Origin of the sequence: Pseudoalteromonas sp. Z9A5 (assembly GCF_011378875.1) — a bacterium.
Lineage (GTDB): Bacteria > Pseudomonadota > Gammaproteobacteria > Enterobacterales > Alteromonadaceae > Pseudoalteromonas.
The window spans coordinates 308341-327674 of sequence record NZ_WTLC01000001.1; the positions used below are offsets into that span (position 1 = coordinate 308341).

Annotated in this window: 12 protein-coding genes, 6 tRNA genes and 1 other RNA gene; 17 read left to right on the forward strand and 2 right to left on the reverse strand. The window is 38.1% G+C overall.

Features of this window, described 5'->3' with window-relative positions; genetic code table 11:
- Positions 1–98 precede the first annotated feature (98 nt).
- Positions 99–1160 (forward strand): A/G-specific adenine glycosylase, encoded by a 1062-nt coding sequence (mutY, locus tag GQR56_RS01445; protein WP_166108923.1) that lies wholly within the window; start codon positions 99–101, stop codon positions 1158–1160.
- A gap of 33 nt (positions 1161–1193) precedes the next feature.
- On the forward strand, positions 1194–1466 hold the full coding sequence (locus tag GQR56_RS01450; RefSeq protein ID WP_024612215.1) for an oxidative damage protection protein: 273 nt from the start codon (positions 1194–1196) through the stop codon (positions 1464–1466).
- 54 nt (positions 1467–1520) lie between these two features.
- Here the strand turns inward: GQR56_RS01450 and GQR56_RS01455 are convergent, their stop codons facing one another.
- Complete coding sequence (locus GQR56_RS01455) at positions 1521–4298, reverse strand: ATP-binding protein (RefSeq protein ID WP_166108909.1); 2778 nt, start codon at positions 4296–4298, stop codon at positions 1521–1523.
- A gap of 259 nt (positions 4299–4557) precedes the next feature.
- On the opposite strand from GQR56_RS01455, the gene GQR56_RS01460 reads away from it, so the two are divergent.
- The 11 genes from GQR56_RS01460 to GQR56_RS01510 all read left to right on the forward strand — a co-directional run bounded on the left by GQR56_RS01460 (position 4558) and on the right by GQR56_RS01510 (position 14021).
- Positions 4558–4633, forward strand: a tRNA-Phe gene (locus GQR56_RS01460).
- A gap of 72 nt (positions 4634–4705) precedes the next feature.
- A tRNA-Thr gene (locus GQR56_RS01465) sits at positions 4706–4781 on the forward strand.
- 51 nt (positions 4782–4832) lie between these two features.
- Positions 4833–4908, forward strand: a tRNA-Phe gene (locus GQR56_RS01470).
- Between the two features lie 59 nt (positions 4909–4967).
- Positions 4968–5043 (forward strand) — tRNA-Thr (locus GQR56_RS01475).
- Positions 5044–5095: 52 nt separating this feature from the next.
- Positions 5096–5171, forward strand: a tRNA-Phe gene (locus tag GQR56_RS01480).
- A 99-nt stretch (positions 5172–5270) separates the two neighbouring features.
- Positions 5271–5346, forward strand: a tRNA-Thr gene (locus tag GQR56_RS01485).
- Between the two features lie 304 nt (positions 5347–5650).
- Positions 5651–6640, forward strand: coding sequence for a DNA cytosine methyltransferase (locus tag GQR56_RS01490; protein WP_166108910.1), 990 nt, complete (start codon positions 5651–5653; stop codon positions 6638–6640).
- 415 nt (positions 6641–7055) lie between these two features.
- Positions 7056–7934 (forward strand): hypothetical protein, encoded by an 879-nt coding sequence (locus GQR56_RS01495; protein WP_206018054.1) that lies wholly within the window; start codon positions 7056–7058, stop codon positions 7932–7934.
- 285 nt (positions 7935–8219) lie between these two features.
- Positions 8220–9635, forward strand: a complete 1416-nt coding sequence (locus GQR56_RS01500) for a TolC family protein (RefSeq protein ID WP_024611969.1) — start codon at positions 8220–8222, stop codon at positions 9633–9635.
- Positions 9625–10941: an efflux RND transporter periplasmic adaptor subunit gene (locus tag GQR56_RS01505; RefSeq protein WP_024611970.1), complete on the forward strand. Its 1317-nt coding sequence runs from the start codon at positions 9625–9627 to the stop codon at positions 10939–10941. Before GQR56_RS01500 ends, GQR56_RS01505 begins: the two co-directional genes overlap by 11 nt.
- Positions 10938–14021, forward strand: a complete 3084-nt coding sequence (locus GQR56_RS01510) for an efflux RND transporter permease subunit (RefSeq protein ID WP_166108911.1) — start codon at positions 10938–10940, stop codon at positions 14019–14021. Before GQR56_RS01505 ends, GQR56_RS01510 begins: the two co-directional genes overlap by 4 nt.
- 405 nt (positions 14022–14426) lie before the next feature.
- Here GQR56_RS01510 and ssrS read toward each other — a convergent pair.
- A non-coding RNA gene (gene ssrS / locus GQR56_RS01515) (6S RNA) lies at positions 14427–14609 on the reverse strand.
- 193 nt (positions 14610–14802) lie between these two features.
- Between ssrS and GQR56_RS01520 the strand changes: the two genes are divergently transcribed.
- From GQR56_RS01520 to GQR56_RS01535, 4 genes are read left to right on the forward strand one after another with little or no spacing between them, the layout of a single operon-like run.
- Complete coding sequence (locus tag GQR56_RS01520) at positions 14803–15366, forward strand: UPF0149 family protein (RefSeq protein WP_166108912.1); 564 nt, start codon at positions 14803–14805, stop codon at positions 15364–15366.
- 38 nt (positions 15367–15404) lie between these two features.
- Positions 15405–16727, forward strand: coding sequence for a Xaa-Pro aminopeptidase (gene pepP / locus GQR56_RS01525; RefSeq protein ID WP_166108913.1), 1323 nt, complete (start codon positions 15405–15407; stop codon positions 16725–16727).
- Between the two features lie 15 nt (positions 16728–16742).
- Positions 16743–17930: a 2-octaprenyl-6-methoxyphenyl hydroxylase gene (ubiH, locus tag GQR56_RS01530; protein WP_166108914.1), complete on the forward strand. Its 1188-nt coding sequence runs from the start codon at positions 16743–16745 to the stop codon at positions 17928–17930.
- Positions 17927–19093: an FAD-dependent oxidoreductase gene (locus GQR56_RS01535; protein WP_166108915.1), complete on the forward strand. Its 1167-nt coding sequence runs from the start codon at positions 17927–17929 to the stop codon at positions 19091–19093. Before ubiH ends, GQR56_RS01535 begins: the two co-directional genes overlap by 4 nt.
- Positions 19094–19334: the final 241 nt, after the last annotated feature.

A 19334-nucleotide genomic window follows, 5' to 3' on the forward strand; every position in this document is an offset into this window, starting at 1 on the left:
CAATCACAAGGTTTAGCTGATTTAACAGCCCTCATAGCTTGATCTTTTTAATAACTGCAATAGACTGAGCCGCCATTGAGCATTAGTGAAAGTAAAATATTTTGGATTTAAATAAAGAACAATCAAATTGGTTTTCTAACCAAGTTGTTGATTGGTATCACCTTCATGGTCGAAAAACATTACCTTGGCAATTAGCAAAAACACCTTATAAAGTATGGATGTCTGAAGTGATGCTGCAGCAAACTCAAGTAGTTACTGTAATTCCTTATTTTGAAAAATTTATGGAAAGCTTTCCCGATATTATTGCATTAGCGAATGCGGATGAAGATCAGGTACTACATCATTGGACTGGTTTAGGTTATTACGCTCGTGCGCGTAATCTACATAAAACAGCTAAAATAGTGCGCGATAAATATAATGGACAGTTTCCTACAACGCTTGAAGAAGTAATTGATTTACCTGGAATAGGGCGCTCAACTGCAGGTGCTGTATTATCGTTATCGCTAGGGCAGCATCATCCAATTTTAGACGGTAATGTTAAGCGAGTGCTAGCTCGTTTTTTTATGGTTGAAGGTTGGTATGGTGTTAAAAAAGTAGAAACTCAGTTGTGGCATTTAAGTGAGCAGCTAACACCTAAAAATAATGTTACAGAGTTTAATCAGGCTATGATGGATTTAGGGTCAAGCTTATGCTCTCGAAGCCGTTTTGATTGCCAGGCATGCCCGTTAAACTCACGCTGTGGCGCTTATAAAATGGGGGAAGTAAAAACATTTCCTCATTCAAAACCAAAAAAAGCGGTTCCTAAAAAGGCTTGCCATCAGTTAATTATTCAATGTGACAACAAAGTATTAATGGAAAAAAGACCAAATTCAGGAATTTGGGGAGGATTATTTGGTTTTTTTGAATTTAACGAACTTAACGAACTTGAAGTATTTATAGCACAGCAAGGGCTAGAAGCTAACTTAAGTGCGCTTGAGCCTTTTACACATGTATTTTCGCATTTTGAGCTGACTATTAATCCGCATGTCCTTAATATTAAAAATATTCCCGATGTAGTTAATGACAGGCCGTTAGTTTGGTATCCGTTAGATCAATCAGTTGAAGTGGGTTTGGCTGCCCCAACTAAAAAGTTGGTTAAACAAATTGCACCAATAGGTTAAACTATTGGCATTTAGCGCTAAAGAGAATCAATCATGGCACGTACCGTATTTTGTCAAAAGTTACAAAAAGAAGCCGAAGGTCTTGGATTTCAACTATATCCAGGTGAAATTGGCGAAAAGATTTTTAACAACATCTCTAAAGAAGCTTTTGCTCAGTGGCAACATAAACAAACAATGCTTATAAACGAAAAGCATTTAAATATGATGGACCCAGAGCATCGCATATTTTTAGAAGAACAAATGGTTGGATTTTTGTTTGAAGATAAAGATGTAGAAATTGAAGGTTATAGACCACCAGAAAAGTAATATTTTCTGAATTTAAAAAAAGGGCTATGTAGCCCTTTTTTTATGCTCATTTATTTAATCAACCAGTTCGTCTTCTTGTTCAGCGATTTTAACTTGCTCTTTTAAAAATTGAGCTGCCTTTGAGTATTCAATTTCTAATTCATCTCTTAAATTAATTAACTCATCAGTTGTAAGTTCATCTTTTTTGCATTTATCTTCAAAAGTACTGGCAAGGTCGGCAACCATTTGCGCACCAATTGTTTTTGAAATGGATTTTAATTGATGACAACCGTCAACTATTTCGTCTAAATCACTTACCATTACACCCGAGTTAATAGATTTAATTAAACTTTGGCTCTGCTCTAAATACATTTTGAAAAAGCGGACTTGTTTAGCTTTGTCTCCATCTACATATTTAGCAACTGCTTCCATGTCTATCGGTAGTGCCATATTTTGATGCGCCACTACATTTTGTCCTTGGTTTTGTTTGTTACTCCAGCGCTTCAATGTATCTTCTAAAGAATTTAGTTCTATAGGCTTTGTAATAAAGTCATTAATGCCTACCGCTAAACAGCGCTCTTTCTCGCCTTTTAAAGCATTTGCTGTAACAGCAATAATATGAGGTTGGGCATCAATGGAGTCTAACAGTTCGGCTTCATTACGGATTTTTTCGACCATATCGTAACCCGACATTTTAGGCATATGTAAATCGGTTAAAATAAGTGAGTAGTTACCTTTTCTCCACATATTAAGCCCTTCTTCACCGTCGTTAGCAACTTCGACCCCATAACCTAAAATATGCAGCTGATCAGTTAAAACCTGTTGGTTTAATAGGTTGTCTTCAACAAGTAGTATTAACTTATTAGCTTGACGAGCCTGTTCGGTGCTTAAAAAGTTATTAAGTGTTTTAGCTTTTTTAATTTGTTTTGGTTGATGCAAACCTGCTGCTACCAGTATCGAGAGCATAAAATTAGATTTACATAATGGTGCGGCATTAATATAAAAAATATTTTTATGGTTAATTGCCGCTTCGTCTAATTTACTTAACACAACAGCTTGTTGGTTGTTATCTTCTAAAGAGTAAAGTAAACGCCTTAAAAGCGCGTTAATAGCGTCCATATTATCTATGCCATCGACTACCCATATTATATCTGTATCATCTTGATGCTCTGCAATTTCTTGTTCATTATGGACATACGTTATTTTAGCGCCCATAAAAGATAGATAACGATACATGATTTTTTCGCGCTCAAGATGATTACTCACAACAACAATATGTTTGCCGTTTAATGCGCCTTTGTGAGCGTATTTAATCTTTCCTGAAGTGCTAAATGGCAACTCAACGATAAACTCACTACCAATACCAATATGGCTAGTAACGTTTATAGTGCCCAGCATTAATTCCGTTAAACTCTTACAGATTGATAAACCTAAGCCAGTACCGCCGTATTCTCGAGTAATTGAGTTTTCAGCTTGAATAAAGGGATTAAATATTTCGCGTAGTTGCGCTTGATTCATTCCTTTGCCGTTATCAGTTACACAAAAGCGTAAAGTAAAGTGATCAGCCGTGTTATGCGCCACTTCGACTGATATTTTCACGTGCCCTTGTGTTTTTTCATCGGTGCTTGTGAATTTAATCGCATTACTACAAAGGTTATAGAGTACCTGGCGAACTCTTACCGTATCACCAGTAAGGTTAATAGGGATATCAGGAGCTATTGATAGCTCTAAATCAAGCTCGCGCTTTTTAGCCACTGAAGAAAGTACTCGAGCAACCTCCTCAATAGTATCTGTTATTGAAAAAGGTGTGGGGTCTATATTTAATTTACCGGCTTCAATTTTAGAAAAATCTAAAATATCATCCAATATACTTAATAAAGAAAAGGCAGACTCACGGATAATAGTGCTTAAACGATGCTGTGCGCCATCAAGCTCTGTTTGACGCAATAAATCAATGGTCCCAATAACCCCATTCATAGGGGTTCTGATTTCGTGGCTCATGGTCGCTAAGAAGGTTGTTTTGGTATCGTTTGCTCGCTCGGCTTTTAATGTTGCTTGTTCAAGTGCAACTGTACGGTTATGTACTTCTGTTTCTAAACCATTTTGGAGCTTTTGTAATTCTTTTTGTGAAGAGTCATTACTTGCCATTACAGTTTGAACTTTTTGCAGGAGCAAATTAATATTTTGAGCTACTACACCTAAACCAATATCTAAACGTTCGCTTACACTACTATTGTAATTATCTGTTTCGGTTATTTCTTGAAGTTCTTCGCTCAACAACCCAGTACTTTTACGCAAGCGAATATTAATGTGCATATTAAATAATAAAGCTAATATAAATAGAGAGATTACACTGGCAATTGCAATTATATATGCAATAACTTGAGATTTTTGTGCACTTAATGCTGGTGGCGGCAGGTTTTGTTGAATGATTAACTCACCAATAGGTTGATCATTCAAAGTTAAAATATGATGTAAAATACCTTGTTCGACTAAATGCTCTTTTAATCCAGTTGAAGGGATTGCTGGTTTAGTGCTGCTGTAAACTAATTCTGCTTGTGACGTTGGGCTAAAACGGTACAGAGTATATTCTAAATCATCAGTTAATAACGATGTTAAATCGAGGAGTTGTTTTACTTTTCCCTGTCCATACATCGTTAAAGCATCGACCATCGGCAAGTCGAGTCTTGTTGCAAGCGTTGCTATATCGATAGGAGTTGCTATTTTTTCAGATTGTTCTTCATTTTGTAAGTAAAATGAATAGGCAACAATAGCGAGTGTTGTTACTGCAATGTTCATGACCAAAAAAAGTGGCAGTAAGCCTTTAACCGGTGAAGAGAATTTACTCTGCATTAATTGTTCCCGTTGGTATATGTTGGCTACGATAAGCTATTATCGTATTTTTCAAAGTGATCGTAACATTTACAAATATTAATTCACTACGGTTTTAGTCTGGTTTAATTATATTTATTATAGTTATAGTCTGGTTTTGTAGGAAAAATAAACGTTATTAATAAAAAATAGACTCAACTGGCTGAAAACCGTTCAAACAGTTATAAAGGGTAAAAAAAAAGTTGACTTGTAAGGGCAAAACTCGTTTAATACGCCGCACGCCCAGATAGCTCAGTCGGTAGAGCAGAGGATTGAAAATCCTCGTGTCCGTGGTTCGATTCCGCGTCTGGGCACCATTATTAAATAATAATGTTTGAAATCAATAAGATTTAATATTATTATACGTGCCTTAGCACACAGTTTTGTGTGCCGACTTAGCTCAGCTGGTAGAGCAACTGACTTGTAATCAGTAGGTCAACCGTTCGACTCGGTTAGTCGGCACCATTTTTTAAAGTTAAATGTAGTGTTTTTACAATTAACTCGCACAGTTTATGTGCCTCGATAGCTCAGTCGGTAGAGCAGAGGATTGAAAATCCTCGTGTCCGTGGTTCGATTCCGCGTCGAGGCACCATTTATTAAAAGTTATCAATCTTTAAAATTGATAAAGTGCCTTAGCACACAGTTTTGTGTGCCGACTTAGCTCAGCTGGTAGAGCAACTGACTTGTAATCAGTAGGTCAACCGTTCGACTCGGTTAGTCGGCACCATTTTTTAAAGTTAAATGTAGAGTTTTTTGCAATTAACTCGCACAGTTTATGTGCCTCGATAGCTCAGTCGGTAGAGCAGAGGATTGAAAATCCTCGTGTCCGTGGTTCGATTCCGCGTCGAGGCACCATTTATTTAAAGCCTTGCTTATGCAAGGCTTTTTATTTTAAGTGCATTATAAAGTTCTCAATCTTTAAAATTGAAAGTGCCTTAGCACACAGTTTTGTGTGCCGACTTAGCTCAGCTGGTAGAGCAACTGACTTGTAATCAGTAGGTCAACCGTTCGACTCGGTTAGTCGGCACCATTTTTCGTAAGAAGCAAAAAGCCCTAACCTTGGTTAGGGCTTTTTTGTATCTTTATCTAAGCTTTAAGCTACTTCCTAATAGTAAAAACTACACTGCGTTACTAAACCCCGTTGAACAATTCTTAGCAGCATATTAAATTTAAAAACTGTACTCCTAACACATCTTTGCGAGATGTTTAGGGCTAAGTATTTCGTAGAAATACTTAATACCAAATGTTATTATAAATGGATAAGTGCTGTGTTTACATACAGTTTATTTTAAACTATATTTGCTCTCTAGATATCAAGAAGAAATTATAATTCTATGTATAAAGTATCATCATTTTTTTCAGGTGCAGGTGGACTTGATTTAGGTTTTCAACAATCTGGTTTTTCTATTGTATATGCAAACGAATATGATAAAGATATTTGGGAAACATACGAAAAAAACCATTTATCAACACCTCTTGATCGCCGTAGTATTGCTATTGTTGATTCTAGTGAAGTTCCTGATTGTGATGGGATTATTGGTGGTCCACCTTGTCAAAGCTGGAGTGAAGCTGGTGCGCGTAGAGGTATAAACGATCATAGAGGTCAGTTGTTTTTTGATTTCATTCGTATTCTTAAAGACAAGCAGCCAAAGTTTTTTCTTGCTGAAAATGTCAGCGGTATGCTACATCCAAAACACAGTGATGCGCTAGAAGGTATAAAAAATACTTTTTCTGAGGCAGGGTATGATTTATTTTTTAAATTACTCAATGCATCAGACTACGGTGTTGGGCAGGATAGAAAGCGAGTTATTTTTATCGGATTTAAAAAAGATTTAAATATTGATTTTACTTTTCCAGAGCCTTTAGCGGATAAAGTGTTTTTAAAAGATATTATTAAAGATTTAGATGGCAAAGCCACACCGGCTCAAGAAAAACAAAAACCAAATTTAGATCTATCAATACCAAATCACGAATACATGATTGGTGGTTTTTCTACAATGTTTATGTCTCGTAATAGGGTTAGAACATGGGATCAACCATCATTTACTATTCAAGCGGGCGGGAGGCATGCGCCTATTCATCCGAGCGCGCCTGTAATGACTAAGGTTGAGACAAATAAATTTTCATTTGTAGATGGACATGATTATAGACGACTGAGTGTTAGGGAGTGTGCCAGAATTCAAGGCTTTCCTGATGACTTTACTTTTTACTATAAAAATGTCGCAAATGGTTACAAAATGATCGGCAACGCCGTTGCGGTTGGTTTTGCAAAAGAAATTGCAAAAAGTATATATGAGCATTTAGAGATGAATATAAAAAAGTAGTCTAACTATTTACTATGTTTAAAAAATAATTTAATACGACCATGTAACTTTTGCTGGTCGTTTTTTTATGTAAAAAATCTACGTATTCACGTTTTTTAGAACTGTATATTCTGGAAATTGAAAATTGTTAAGGCTAGGAGTCGTACCTAAACTTAAAAAGAATAAGCAACCTCAATTTTTCCTCAAGTAAATATTTCGATGACTCATTTTATACCTTTTGCATTTATTAATAGCTTTGATAATTTTAAAGATAGTGGAGTAGGGACTAACTTTTCTGATGATGTTTAATAATAGCTGATTGTTTTTTGAACTCATTTTTATTTTATGATTTGACTAAATAGTAATCGAAATACAGACATATATTAATTGTTTGATATACTCAATTTAATTCACTCGAATATATTAAAGGATTAAAATGGGTATAATAAATTATTCAAACACTGAAATTTCACTCATAAAGTTGTTTAAAAACAGCAAAGTATTCGAATTTAATAATGAAAGCTACACAGTGCTAAATATCGGAAAACCAAGATCAGAAAAAGGAGAATGTAAAACTGATATTTATATCCTGGCTAAAAGCGCTAGTGAAAGCAAAGAGTTCAAAATATCAGTAAAGCAACATAACGCAGACTTTTTAGAAAATAAAATGCGACTCGAAAGAGCGATAGAAATATTTGGTATTCAAGCCCCTACAATAATTAAACAATCTACATTACGAATTAAAAAATCATTCGAAGATGAAATGCTAATTAACTTTGAGAGAAAAGGAAGAACTGAGCCTAAGTGCATTACATTAGGCTGGAAGTTTGAACTCTTAAACAGAATATCTGGAAAGAAATCGGGTATATTAATTTTAAATAAACAACAAAAAATTGATGTTTATGCTGGTACTAATATAGGCCCTGGTAAAGCGAACAGCATGGTCAACGATATTAAAATTAAAGATTCAGGCATAGCTGAATTTATACTTGAAACAGATCATAATATTACGCAATCAGCTAATTACTATATGTCTAAGCTTGTAAAAATTGACCATTATGTTGTAGGTAAAGATATTTACTTTGCATGTAAGGCACTTAATTATAGGGCAACTAGTGATAAATGGGATGGCGATCGCTCGTTAGCGGTTTATGTTGATTGGAAAATGCAAAATAATAAATTAGTCGGCGACCTCGTTTTTTCTAACCCTCTTAGAGTAAAGGGCAACCAATGCGGTAGAAACGTACAAAAAATATTAAAGTCGTTAAAAATAGATAAAGATAACTTTGATGATTTAAAAAAGTATCTTAGTTAGTTGTATTTAAGAGCCTCGTTTATGCGAGGCTTTTTAGTTTCTACTGTATTTTTTGTAAGGTAGATTTTAAAAATGCATACCTACCTCTGCTTTAAATATTAATACGTAGCGTTTATATTTATATTTTGAGCATTAAAAAGTGCTGATCATTTGTCTATTTTTACCGTATAACTATCAATTATGTTAGTTCATCGCTAGCTATGTAATGTTATGTAAAGTAAGTTGAGCAAATATTGCCAAAGTGCTTGAATTACGTTCATAAATAGCAGTAATTTAGGTTTAATTATGATTTGGCAATGCAAGCCAACCTTATTGGCAATCAGTGTGATGCTGCTCAGTGGCTGTGCGAGTAATTTAAATTCGTCGCAGCGAGACCAAGCTCCTAATAATGTGCCGGAGCAATGGCAGCAAAAAGCATCTAACTCGGTATTAACAGTACAAGAGCAGTGGCTTACACAGTTACAAAACCCTACGCTTAACAAATTTGTAGAACAAGCACTTAAAAACAACCAACAGCTTTTACAAACTAGCTACGATGTAGAAATTCAAAAACAGCAACTTATTGTATCGGGTGCTGCGCTTTGGCCTAGCCTTGATTTATCAACGCGTACTAGCCGCAGTAAAGACAACCGCCCAGTGAGCTACGATAATGCAAGTTCAGTAAGTCTAGAGCTAACTTATGAGGTGGACTTATGGGGCAAGCTTTCTGATTCAAAGCGTGAAGCTAACCTTACTTATTTAGCGCAACAGGCACGATTTGAGCAAGCTAAACAGCAACTCGTTGCTGATGTGGTAACAGGCTGGTTTGATGTTGTTACATCGCAACAATTACTCGATTTATTTAAACGCAGAGAAGCGAATGCCCAGCAGAGCCTTGATATTATAGAATCGGGTTACCGCCAAGGTATAAACGAAGCACTCGATGTATATTTAGCCCGAAATGAGCTCAATACTGAACGCGCTCGCATTGCTACTCAAACGGCGAACTTAACGGCTTCGGCGCGTGTACTTGAGCGCTTATTAGGTGAATATCCAAAAGGTGCTATTACCGCAAGTAGTGATTTGCCTGTTATTACTACAGAAATTCCGCTCGGTTTACCTTCTGAACTTATAACGCGTAAACCAACTTTACGTGCAAGTTGGTATGAACTTTTAGCTACTGATGCCTCATTGGCTTATGCACATAAGCAACGCTTTCCGAGTCTAAATTTAACAGCCACCTTAAGTGATAGCACCGACAGAGTGAGCGATTTATTTTCGCCATCAAGCCTCGCGTGGTCGCTGCTTGGTAGTATTTCTGCACCACTTTTTGAAGGTGGACGCTTAAAAGCGAATGAAGAAATAGCTAGGCTCAATACACAAAAGCAAGAGCAACTCTATTTGCAAACACTTTACGATGCATTTGGTGATGTAGAAAATGCGATTTCACAGCAGCAGTCTCTTAAGTCACAATATAGCAGCACCCTTGAGGCGCAAGAAAACGCACTTGCAGCAGAGCAGTTATCGTTTGAGCAATATCAAAGTGGCTTAGTAACTTACACTACTGTACTTGACGCACAAGACCGTTCTTTCGATGCACAAAGCTCTTTAATCGACATTAAAAACCAATTAATAGCTAACAGAATTAACTTACACGTTGCCCTTGGTGGTGATTTTGCAAAACCCTCAAGTGAACTAAAGAGCAATAACGATGAAAACTAAAACAGCAAAAATTATTATTCCAGCAGTGGTTATTGTTGCCACCCTTTTAATTGTTATGTTTATTAAAGCTAACCCGCCAGAAACTAAACGTTCTGGCTCGCCACCAAAGGCTATTATAAGTGTTGCTGTGCTAGATATTAAGCCACAAAGCTACCAAGTAATGGTGGATAGCTATGGCACTGTTAAGCCGCGTACTCAAAGTTTGTTAATAGCTCAGGCATCAGGACAAATAATTAACGTAAGTAATGAATTTAGAGAAGGCGGTTTTTTTAAAAAAGGCGACGTGCTTTTAAAGTTAGATGATAGAGATCATCAGGCTGAAGTTAAATCAGCACAAGCTGATTTATTAACAGCAGAGCAAGGCTTACTGGAAGAAAAAGCGCGCGGACAACAAGCTATTACTGATTGGAAGCGCCTTGGTGATTCAACACAAGCAAATAGCTTAGTATTACGTGAGCCTCAGTTAGCAGCAGCAGAAGCTGAAGTTTTATCGGCGCAAGCAGCGCTTGAAAAAGCGATGCTTGATTTAGAACGTACAGAAGTTACAGCACCATATGCTGGGCGAATACTTAGCCGTAGTGTTGATTTAGGTCAGGTTGTTAGTAATAACACGCAACTTGCTACTATTTACGCAATAGACAGCGTAGAAATTCGTTTACCAATTAAAAATAAAGATCTTCCGTTCGTAAATTTACCTGAGCAATATCGCGATGGCGCTAAGAATCAAGGCGGCTCGGTAGTTCAATTTAGATCTGACTTGGTTGGTGAACAAACCTGGCAAGGACAACTATCTCGCACTGAAGGTGCAATAGATGAGAGTGCACAACAGCTTTATGTTGTTGCTAAAATTAATGACCCATATAAATCAACTGCTAATAATCAGTATCCTATAAAAATAGGACAATATATAAAAGCGCAAATCACAGGTAAAACAATACCTAACGCACTTATAATCCCTAACAGTACTATTTATCAAGGGACGTACGTTTATGTTGTTGAAGAGGGTGTACTTAAACGTAAAGATATTACACTCGCTTGGCAAAATGCTACACAAGCAATGATCAAAACCGGTATACAAGCGAATGATAGGGTCGTTGTTACGCCGCTTGGGCAGGTGAGTTCTGGTACACAAGTAAGTATTTTAGGTGAGGCTGGTGCTGAGCAGCCTAAAAGCCGAGGAGCTAATAGGCAAGGTAAAGGAAAGCGCTTATCAACTGAGCAACTTGAGGAAAAAGCAAAAGAGCAGGATATTAGTGTTGAAGAGTTAAAAAAACGCCGTGCAGCAAAGCAAGGAGATAAACAATGATAGCTTGGTTTGCCAAAAACCACGTTGCTGCTAATTTGTTGCTAGTAACGTTGCTACTGTCGGGTCTGTTTAGTTTATCGAGTAAAATACCACTTGAGGTATTTCCTTCGTTTGAAACCGACATGATAAGCATAAACGTAAGTTTGCGAGGTGCAACACCAGAGGATGTAGAGCAAGGCGTAACAATTCGTATAGAAGAAGCCGTTCAAGATTTAGAGGGCATAAAGCAAATATTTAGCCGCTCTTCTGAGGGTTCTGGCTCGGTAACAGTAGAAGTAGAAACAGGGTATGATCCACGCGAACTATTGGCTGATATAAAAAGCCGGGTTGATGCTATTAATACTTTTCCCAGTGATGCTGAAAACCCAATTGTTGCTCTAGCTGAGCGTATACGAGATGTAATTGCTGTTAGTGTATCGAGTGATTACGGTGAAAAAGAAACGCTAGAATTTGCTGAGCAGGTTCGGGACCAAATACTACGTCTGCCAAATGTAACTCAGGTAGAGCTAAGTGGCGTACGCGATTACGAAATAGCAATAGAGGTAAGCCAAGATACACTTCGTCAATACAATTTAAGTCTTGCTCAAATATCAAGTTCTATTGCAAATTCGAGTTCTGATATTTCTGCTGGTAACTTAAAAACGGAAGGCGGCGATGTACTTATAAGCTCTAAAGGGCAAGCGTACCGTAGAGATGAATTTGCCAGCATTGTTGTTAAAAACCAAGCTGATGGCACTATTATTCGCTTAGGTGATATAGCAACTATAAAAGATGATTTTGAAGAAACCCCAGTGCGCACGCGCTTTAATGGTAAACAAGCAGCCTTTATTGATGTTTATCGTATAGGTCCGCAAAGTGCTATTGCTGTTGCTGACGATGTTAAAAATTATATAAAAGAGCAACAAAGTTCTGTACCACAAGGGTTTGAACTAAGTTACTGGGATGACGATTCAGAAATAGTTAAAAGCCGAATTGCTACACTTACTACTAATGCGTTACAAGGCGGTATTTTAGTACTGGCTTTACTTACTTTATTTTTACGCCCTGCAATTGCATTTTGGGTGTTTATTGGTATTCCGGTTTCGTTTATGGGCGCATTTATAGCAATGCCTATATTTGGCGTAACGCTTAATATAATGAGCTTATTCGGTTTTATTTTGGTACTAGGTATTGTTGTTGATGACGCCATAGTTACCGGTGAAAACGTCTACACCCATTTAAAAACAGCAGAGTCGGGCGAACAAGCTGCAATTTTAGGTACTCAAGAAGTAGCAACACCAGTAACATTTGGTGTACTAACCACCGTAGCTGCATTTTTGCCTCTTGCCTTTATTGAAGGTGCGCGTGGTGCTTTATTTGCCCAAATACCGGTAGTAGTTATTCCGGTATTACTATTTTCACTTATTGAATCTAAATTTGTATTACCAGCACATTTAAAATATATAAAACTACGCCATCAAAAAGGCGAACCTTCAAAGTTTGATGTTATTCAACAGCGTTTTGCAGATGGATTTGAAAACGCGATTTTAAAATACTATCAACCCACTTTAAACTTAGCACTACGCCATAAATTGGCTTCGGTAAGCTTGTTTATTGGTGTGTTTGTTATAATTTTAACTATGATCACCAGTGGTTGGACTAAGTTTGTATTTTTTCCGCGCATACCAAGTGAAACAATAGTCGTTAATTTAACATTACCAACGGGTACGCCGTTTGAAGTAACTAATAAATACGTAATTGATATGTCGAAAAAGGCGCAGCAATTACAAGATAAATACCGCGACCCAGATACTGACGAAAGCGTTATTTTAAATATATTAGCCACAACAGGCGGGCGTGGCGGTGTATCTAATTCAGGTTCTGTACGCTTTGAGATAACCCCTGCCGAAAAACGTGAATCAGATATCGGATCCTTGGAACTTGCTAGTGAATGGCGCGATTTAATTGGCGTAATACCAGGCGCTGAAAGTTTAACATTTAGAGCTGAAACAGGGCGAAGTTCTGACCCTATTGACGTGCAGCTTAACGGTACATCACTCACTATTTTACAAGATGTTGCTGATCATATTAAAACTCGCCTAGCAACTTATCCAACTGTGTTTGATATTGCAGATAGCATGTCTGACGGTAAAGAAGAGTTGCAAATAGAGCTGACCGAACAAGGTTTAGCGCTAGGGTTAAATAGAGTAGATGTAGCAGGGCAAGTACGTAACTCGTTTTTTGGCTCAGAAGTACAGAGAATTCAGCGAGGCAGGGATGACGTACGTGTAATGGTACGCCTACCTATTGAAGAGCGTCGCTCAGTTGCCGACTTACAAAATATACTTATAAATACGCCTACTGGTGGCTCTGTGCCATTATCGCATGTGGCAACACTTACCGCAGGGCAAAGCCCATCAACTATTAATCGAATAGACCGTTACCGCACATTAAACGTAACAGCCGATATCGAAAAAAATAACACCAACATGACTATACTTCAAGCTGATCTAACGGAGTATTTAGATGGACTTATGCAGCAGTATCCTGGAGTAGATTACAAACTAGAAGGCGAAGCTAAAGAGCAACGAGAGTCGTTTGGGTCATTGGCTTGGGCGCTTGTGTTTGTATTTTTTATTATTTATGCATTATTAGCTATACCGCTCAAATCTTACTTACAACCAATTATAGTAATGAGTGTAATTCCATTTGGCATGATAGGTGCGGTAGTGGGGCACTGGATTATGGGAATGAGCTTAAGCATTATGAGTTTGCTGGGAATGCTTGCGTTAACAGGTGTTGTTGTTAATGACTCATTAGTACTCGTTGATTTTATTAATAAAAAGCGTAGTGAAGGTGGGAAGTTATTAGATGCGGTTAAAATTGCAGGTGCATCGCGTTTTCGCCCTGTAATGCTAACCAGTTTAACGACCTTTATTGGTTTAATGCCATTACTGTTTGAAAAAGCCACTCAAGCACAGTTTTTAATACCAATGGCGGTGAGCTTAGGTTTCGGGATTATTTTTGCAACTTTCATTACTCTATTGCTAGTACCAATAAACTACATGCTAATGGAGCGTTTTCAAAATTGGTTTAAATAACAGTTATAAACGATTCTAAGAATAGAGTGATTATAAAAGCTGTAGGTAATTAGTTGCCTGCAGCTTTTTTATTTTTTATACCAATTCGCTTAATTAAGTGATCTATTTTGAGGCTGGAAAAACGTGCTGATAGCTAGACAAAAAATTCGTTATTTAGTTGTTCTCGGCAATTGCTCCTGCATTGCTCTACCTTCTGCATCCATGCAGTCGTAAATGAGAATTTTTTAACGCAGGTAGCGACACGTTTAGCCCCTCAAAATGATCAAGTATTATTACGGATTGGTATTATAGGTTAAAAAAAGAGAATCAAGCTTGGTAAGTGGAATACGTAAATAAAAATAAGGTATGAGATACAAAGAGGATAAATAATATTAGAATGCGTTTAAAAATAGGCTTTAGTTAAAGGTGTTCCCCAAGATACGGTCCTCGGTTTCAGTCCTGAAACCAGAAGGTTTCAAGGCGGGAATCTGCGGTTTACCGTAGGCTTCTCGGTACATGCCGAGCCTGCACAATAGTAGACGAACAAAAACCCTAGTATAAAATTTATCGGCTCAGGGACTTAACTAAGCTCCGGTACCCCAGGGAACAATTTAAGTATATAAGACATAATCGAATCCTTAAACCCCAAATACAAAAAAAGATATCGTTCGGCTAGTTTTCCCGCATCTTTAACCCATTATTTACTTTATAGCTTGGTTTTTGAGCTTGATCATACAATTAATTGGAGTTGCTTTTTAGCCAGTGGTAGCATTACCTTAACTAGCAAAGTGAAGATTTAATTATGAGCGATTTACCAGATTACGAAAAAGCCCAACTGCTTTTAGAAAAAAACGAAATTTTTGTATCACCAGCTGAAGCGCACGGTGTTATTAGTGGATTACTTGCCTGTGGTTTGAGCATAGATGATAAAGAATACTTAGGGTTATTAAGCGACGTATTTAACGATGGTGAATCGTTTAGTAATGATTTAAAACAGTTTTTTGGTACTATTTATAAGCAAGTAGTTGCCAGTTTTAATGATGAAGAGTTTCAATTTGATTTGTTTTTACCAAGCGACGATGAAACACTCATCGATCAGGCTAATGGTCTCGTATCATGGGTAGCGGGCTTTATGCTTGGCTTTGGTTTAAAGCAAAAGGATTACGGTAAATTGTCGACTGATGTTAAAGAGGTTATTACTGACTTTAGTGAAATCACTCGCTTAGATACCACTTTTGAAGAAACCGAAGAAGATAGTCAAGCGCTGCATGAAGTAGTTGAATATGTGCGTGTATCGGCATTGCTTTGTTTTGCTGAATTAGGCAAAGAGCAAAAAGCACCAAATACTAAAAAAACACTTCATTAAACATTTACTTTTTAAACAGTAAAGCGGGTTTGTTATTTATGGTTGAAATACAGAAGTCAGAATTTAAAGCGCGCCGCGAAAGCTTGCTTGCACAAATGGATAAAAACAGTATTGCTATTATTCCTGCTGCGAGCGAAGTGACGCGCAGCCGCGATACCGAATATGCATTTAGGCAAGATAGCGACTTTTTTTACTTAACTGGCTTTAACGAACCCGACGCTGTTTTAGTACTGTGTAATAACAGTGATGCACCCAGTACTTTATTTTGCCTAGATAAAGACAAGCTTGCAGAAATTTGGCATGGCCGCAGAGTTGGCTTTGATAAAGCTAAAAGTGACTATCTGTTTGATGAAGCTTACCCACTAAGTGAATTAAACGATAAGACACTCGATATGCTAAATGCAAAAAGTGCTATTTATTTTGCACAAGGTGCTTATCCTTCATTTGATACTAAAGTGTTTTCGTTACTAGGTACGCTTCGAAGTGGCTCTCGAAAAGGCTTCAAAGCACCGAGTACTTTAAAAGAAATACGCGGCCTTATTCACGAAATGCGTTTGTTTAAATCGCCAAGCGAAATAGAAATTATGCGCGAGGGCTGTGAAATAAGCGCTCGAGGTCATATGCGCGCTATGCGTTATTCTCATGCGGGTGCTACTGAGTTTCAATTAGAAGCAGAGCTACATCACCATTATGCAATGAACGGCGCACCACACCCAGCTTACGGCACTATTGTTGGCAGCGGCGACAATGCTAATATTTTACATTACACGCAAAATAGCGACGTGCTAAAAAATGGTGATCTGGTACTTATTGACTCAGGTTGCGAGTTACAAGGTTACGCCGCCGATATTACTCGTACATTTCCGGTAAATGGTAAATTTAGCGAAGAGCAAGCCGCGCTTTACAATGTTGTGCTTAGAGCTCAGGAAGTGGCTTTTGAAGAGGTAAAACCCGGAGGTTATTTGTCGCACGCTAATAAATTAGCAATGGAAGTAATGACCCAAGGTTTACTCGATTTAGGTATTTTAGCCGGCGACTTTGATGAGTTAATGGCTAAAGGGGCGTGCAAAGAATATTACATGCACGGACTAGGACATTGGTTAGGGCTTGATGTACATGACGTGGGTGATTACAAAGAAAACAATGTTGAGCGTGCATTTGAACCAGGTATGGTACTTACCATAGAGCCTGGGTTATATATAAGCGAAGACTCAAACGCACCACAAAAATATAAAGGTATTGGTATCCGTATCGAAGATAACTTATTAGTTACCGAAACGGGTCACGAAAACCTAACCTTAAGCGTACCTAAAAAAATTAGCGATATAGAAGCACTTATGCAAAGTACTAAAAACCTATAAAGCTCGGAGAATCTAGTGGCTAAGCAGTTTGATGTAGTTGTTATTGGTGGTGGTTTAGCGGGAGCAAGCTGCGCATTAAGTGTGGCAAAAACTAACCCCGCGTTAAATATTGCGGTTGTAGAGGCTAATCAAGTTAATGGCGACTATCATCCAAGCTTTGACGACAGAAGCATAGCACTAGCTCAGCAATCGGTAGAGTATTTACAAAGCCTCAATTTATTTGAACAAAGTGCAACTTACACGACTGCTATTAAAAAAGTGAGTGTGTCTGATCGAGGTCACTTTGGTAAAGCGCACATTAATTGCAATGAGTTTGCTAAACCTTCGTTAGGTTATGTGGTTCAGGTTAATCCGTTTGGTCGTGCGCTACACCTGCGTTTAACGCAGTCAAATATTAGTTTATATTGCCCCGATAGTGTAACCGCAATTGAGCAAACACTGCATAGCAATATACTTACCCTCCAAAGTGGCGAGCAATTAAATGCAAAGCTATTAGTTATTGCTGATGGCGCACAATCACCAACACGCAATCTACTTGGGCTTGGTTTTAATACTCAGCCTTATGATCAAGGTGCAATAATTGCCAATATAGAAGTTGGCGGTGGACATAATAACGAGGCTTTTGAGCGTTTTACGCAAAATGGTCCTATAGCGTTATTACCAATGAGCAATAACCGTTATTCGTTAGTGTGGTGTATGCGCCAAGAGCAGGTTGAGCAGCACATGGAGTTTAGCGAGCAAGCATTTTTAAGTGCACTGCAAAGCACTTTTGGTTACCGAGGAGGGCTATTCACCAAAGTGGGTAAGCGTACAAGTTATCCATTAGTGTACGGGCAAGTAGAGTCACTTACTGCGCATCGTACAGTAGTGATTGGTAATGCTGCTCATGCTATTCATCCTATTGCAGGGCAGGGCTTTAATTTAGGCTTACGCGACGTGCAAGTGCTTAACGATTTAATCGCAAACAGCCTGCATAATTTAGGTAGTTATGCCTTTACCCATGAATACTCGCAAAAGCGCCGCGATGACATAAAAACCGTGATGACCCTAACCGATGCACTCGTTAGGTTATTTTCAAACTCATCACGCGTGTTAGCACTTGGACGTAGTATTGGGTTGTTTTCGATGGGGTTATTTCCAGCATTAAAAGCACCATTAGCTAAACAGTTAATGGGGCAAGTTAAACAAGGTAGGCGTTTATGAAGCAAGCACAGGTTTGTATTGTAGGTGGCGGTTGTGTGGGGCTAACACTGGCACTTGGTTTGGCAAAAGCAAATATAAGCGTTGTTGTGTTAGACGCAGCACCAACGCAAGCATTACCTACAGATACATATGGCTCACGTGTAAGTGCGCTGAGTATTGCAAGTCAAACTTTGTTAGAGCAATTGAACGCATGGGCAGATATTACTGCACTGCGAGCATGTACATATACACATATGGATGTTCGCGATGCCGACAGCTTTGGTAAAATAACCTTTAATAACGAACAGCTTGATCTTGAGTATTTAGGTCATATTGTTGAAAACGACGTTATTCGTTATGCGCTAATAAAGCAGCTTGAACAACAAAGCAATGCCACGTTAATATTCGATACGCAATATCAGCAAATACATCAAAGTGAATCGGATGTATTTATTACCTTAAAAAGTGGTGAGCCAATTATTGCAAAACTGCTGGTGGCGGCCGATGGTGCAAACTCAGCTATTCGTAAGCAATTTAATATGGCACTTAGCTTTAAAGATTACGATCACCATGCATTAGTCGCGACAATAAAAACCAAAGAGCCACATGCAAACACCGCACGCCAAGTTTTTTTACCAACAGGACCTTTGGCGTTTTTACCTTTGAGTGATGCCAATACTCATTCTATTGTATGGTCTACAAGCCCAAGCCATTGTGATGAGTTACTTAAAATGGATGACAGCGACTTTAATAAAGCTGTAATGGCAGCCATCGACGGTCAATGTGGTTTGTGTGAAGTACAAAGTAAACGTGCTGCATTTCCACTTAAAATGCGCTACGCCCAACAATGGGTTTCAGGCAAAGTGGTACTCATTGGCGATGCTGCACACACTATTCATCCACTCGCAGGTCTTGGCATGAACTTAGGCCTAAAAGACGCCGCTTATTTAATTGAGTTATTAAGCAGCGATACGAAAGAATTTGCCAGCCCTCGTGCACTTAGAGATTACGAGCGCACCCGTAAGCTCGATGCACAAAAACACATTGCGATGATGCAAGGGCTAAAAGAGTTGTTTGAAGGTGCAAACCCGCTTAAAAAACTTATTCGTGGAGTCGGGCTTTCGCTAGTTGATAACCTCGGACCAATAAAACACCTGTTCGCCAAAGAAGCGATAGGAAAGTAACGTAGATTGAGTGAAACGAAACTCAACGAATAAAGTAAAGCGATCAGCTCAATTAAAAAAACCGATGTTTAATTTAAACATCGGTTTTTGTTTTATGGTGGTTTTAAATATATTAAAAGCCTCGCTTTTCACGCGAGCAAGCTCGGCGTCTTGTATCTCTCATTGATAAATGATTAGCTATCATTTATCACATCGAAGTCAGTGAGCTTGCCTCGACGTCTAGTATTTAATACTGCTCGGT

What these genes read in the sequence shown, in the direction of transcription:
- GQR56_RS01450 (WP_024612215.1), top strand. Translation starts at nt 1,194, where the DNA reads ATGGCACGTACCGTATTTTGTCAAAAGTTACAAAAAGAAGCCGAAGGT.
- GQR56_RS01455 (WP_166108909.1), bottom strand. Translation starts at nt 4,298, where the DNA reads ATGCAGAGTAAATTCTCTTCACCGGTTAAAGGCTTACTGCCACTTTTT.
- GQR56_RS01490 (WP_166108910.1), top strand. Translation starts at nt 5,651, where the DNA reads ATGTATAAAGTATCATCATTTTTTTCAGGTGCAGGTGGACTTGATTTA.
- GQR56_RS01495 (WP_206018054.1), top strand. Translation starts at nt 7,056, where the DNA reads ATGGGTATAATAAATTATTCAAACACTGAAATTTCACTCATAAAGTTG.
- GQR56_RS01500 (WP_024611969.1), top strand. Translation starts at nt 8,220, where the DNA reads ATGATTTGGCAATGCAAGCCAACCTTATTGGCAATCAGTGTGATGCTG.
- GQR56_RS01505 (WP_024611970.1), top strand. Translation starts at nt 9,625, where the DNA reads ATGAAAACTAAAACAGCAAAAATTATTATTCCAGCAGTGGTTATTGTT.
- GQR56_RS01510 (WP_166108911.1), top strand. Translation starts at nt 10,938, where the DNA reads ATGATAGCTTGGTTTGCCAAAAACCACGTTGCTGCTAATTTGTTGCTA.
- GQR56_RS01520 (WP_166108912.1), top strand. Translation starts at nt 14,803, where the DNA reads ATGAGCGATTTACCAGATTACGAAAAAGCCCAACTGCTTTTAGAAAAA.
- pepP (WP_166108913.1), top strand. Translation starts at nt 15,405, where the DNA reads ATGGTTGAAATACAGAAGTCAGAATTTAAAGCGCGCCGCGAAAGCTTG.
- GQR56_RS01535 (WP_166108915.1), top strand. Translation starts at nt 17,927, where the DNA reads ATGAAGCAAGCACAGGTTTGTATTGTAGGTGGCGGTTGTGTGGGGCTA.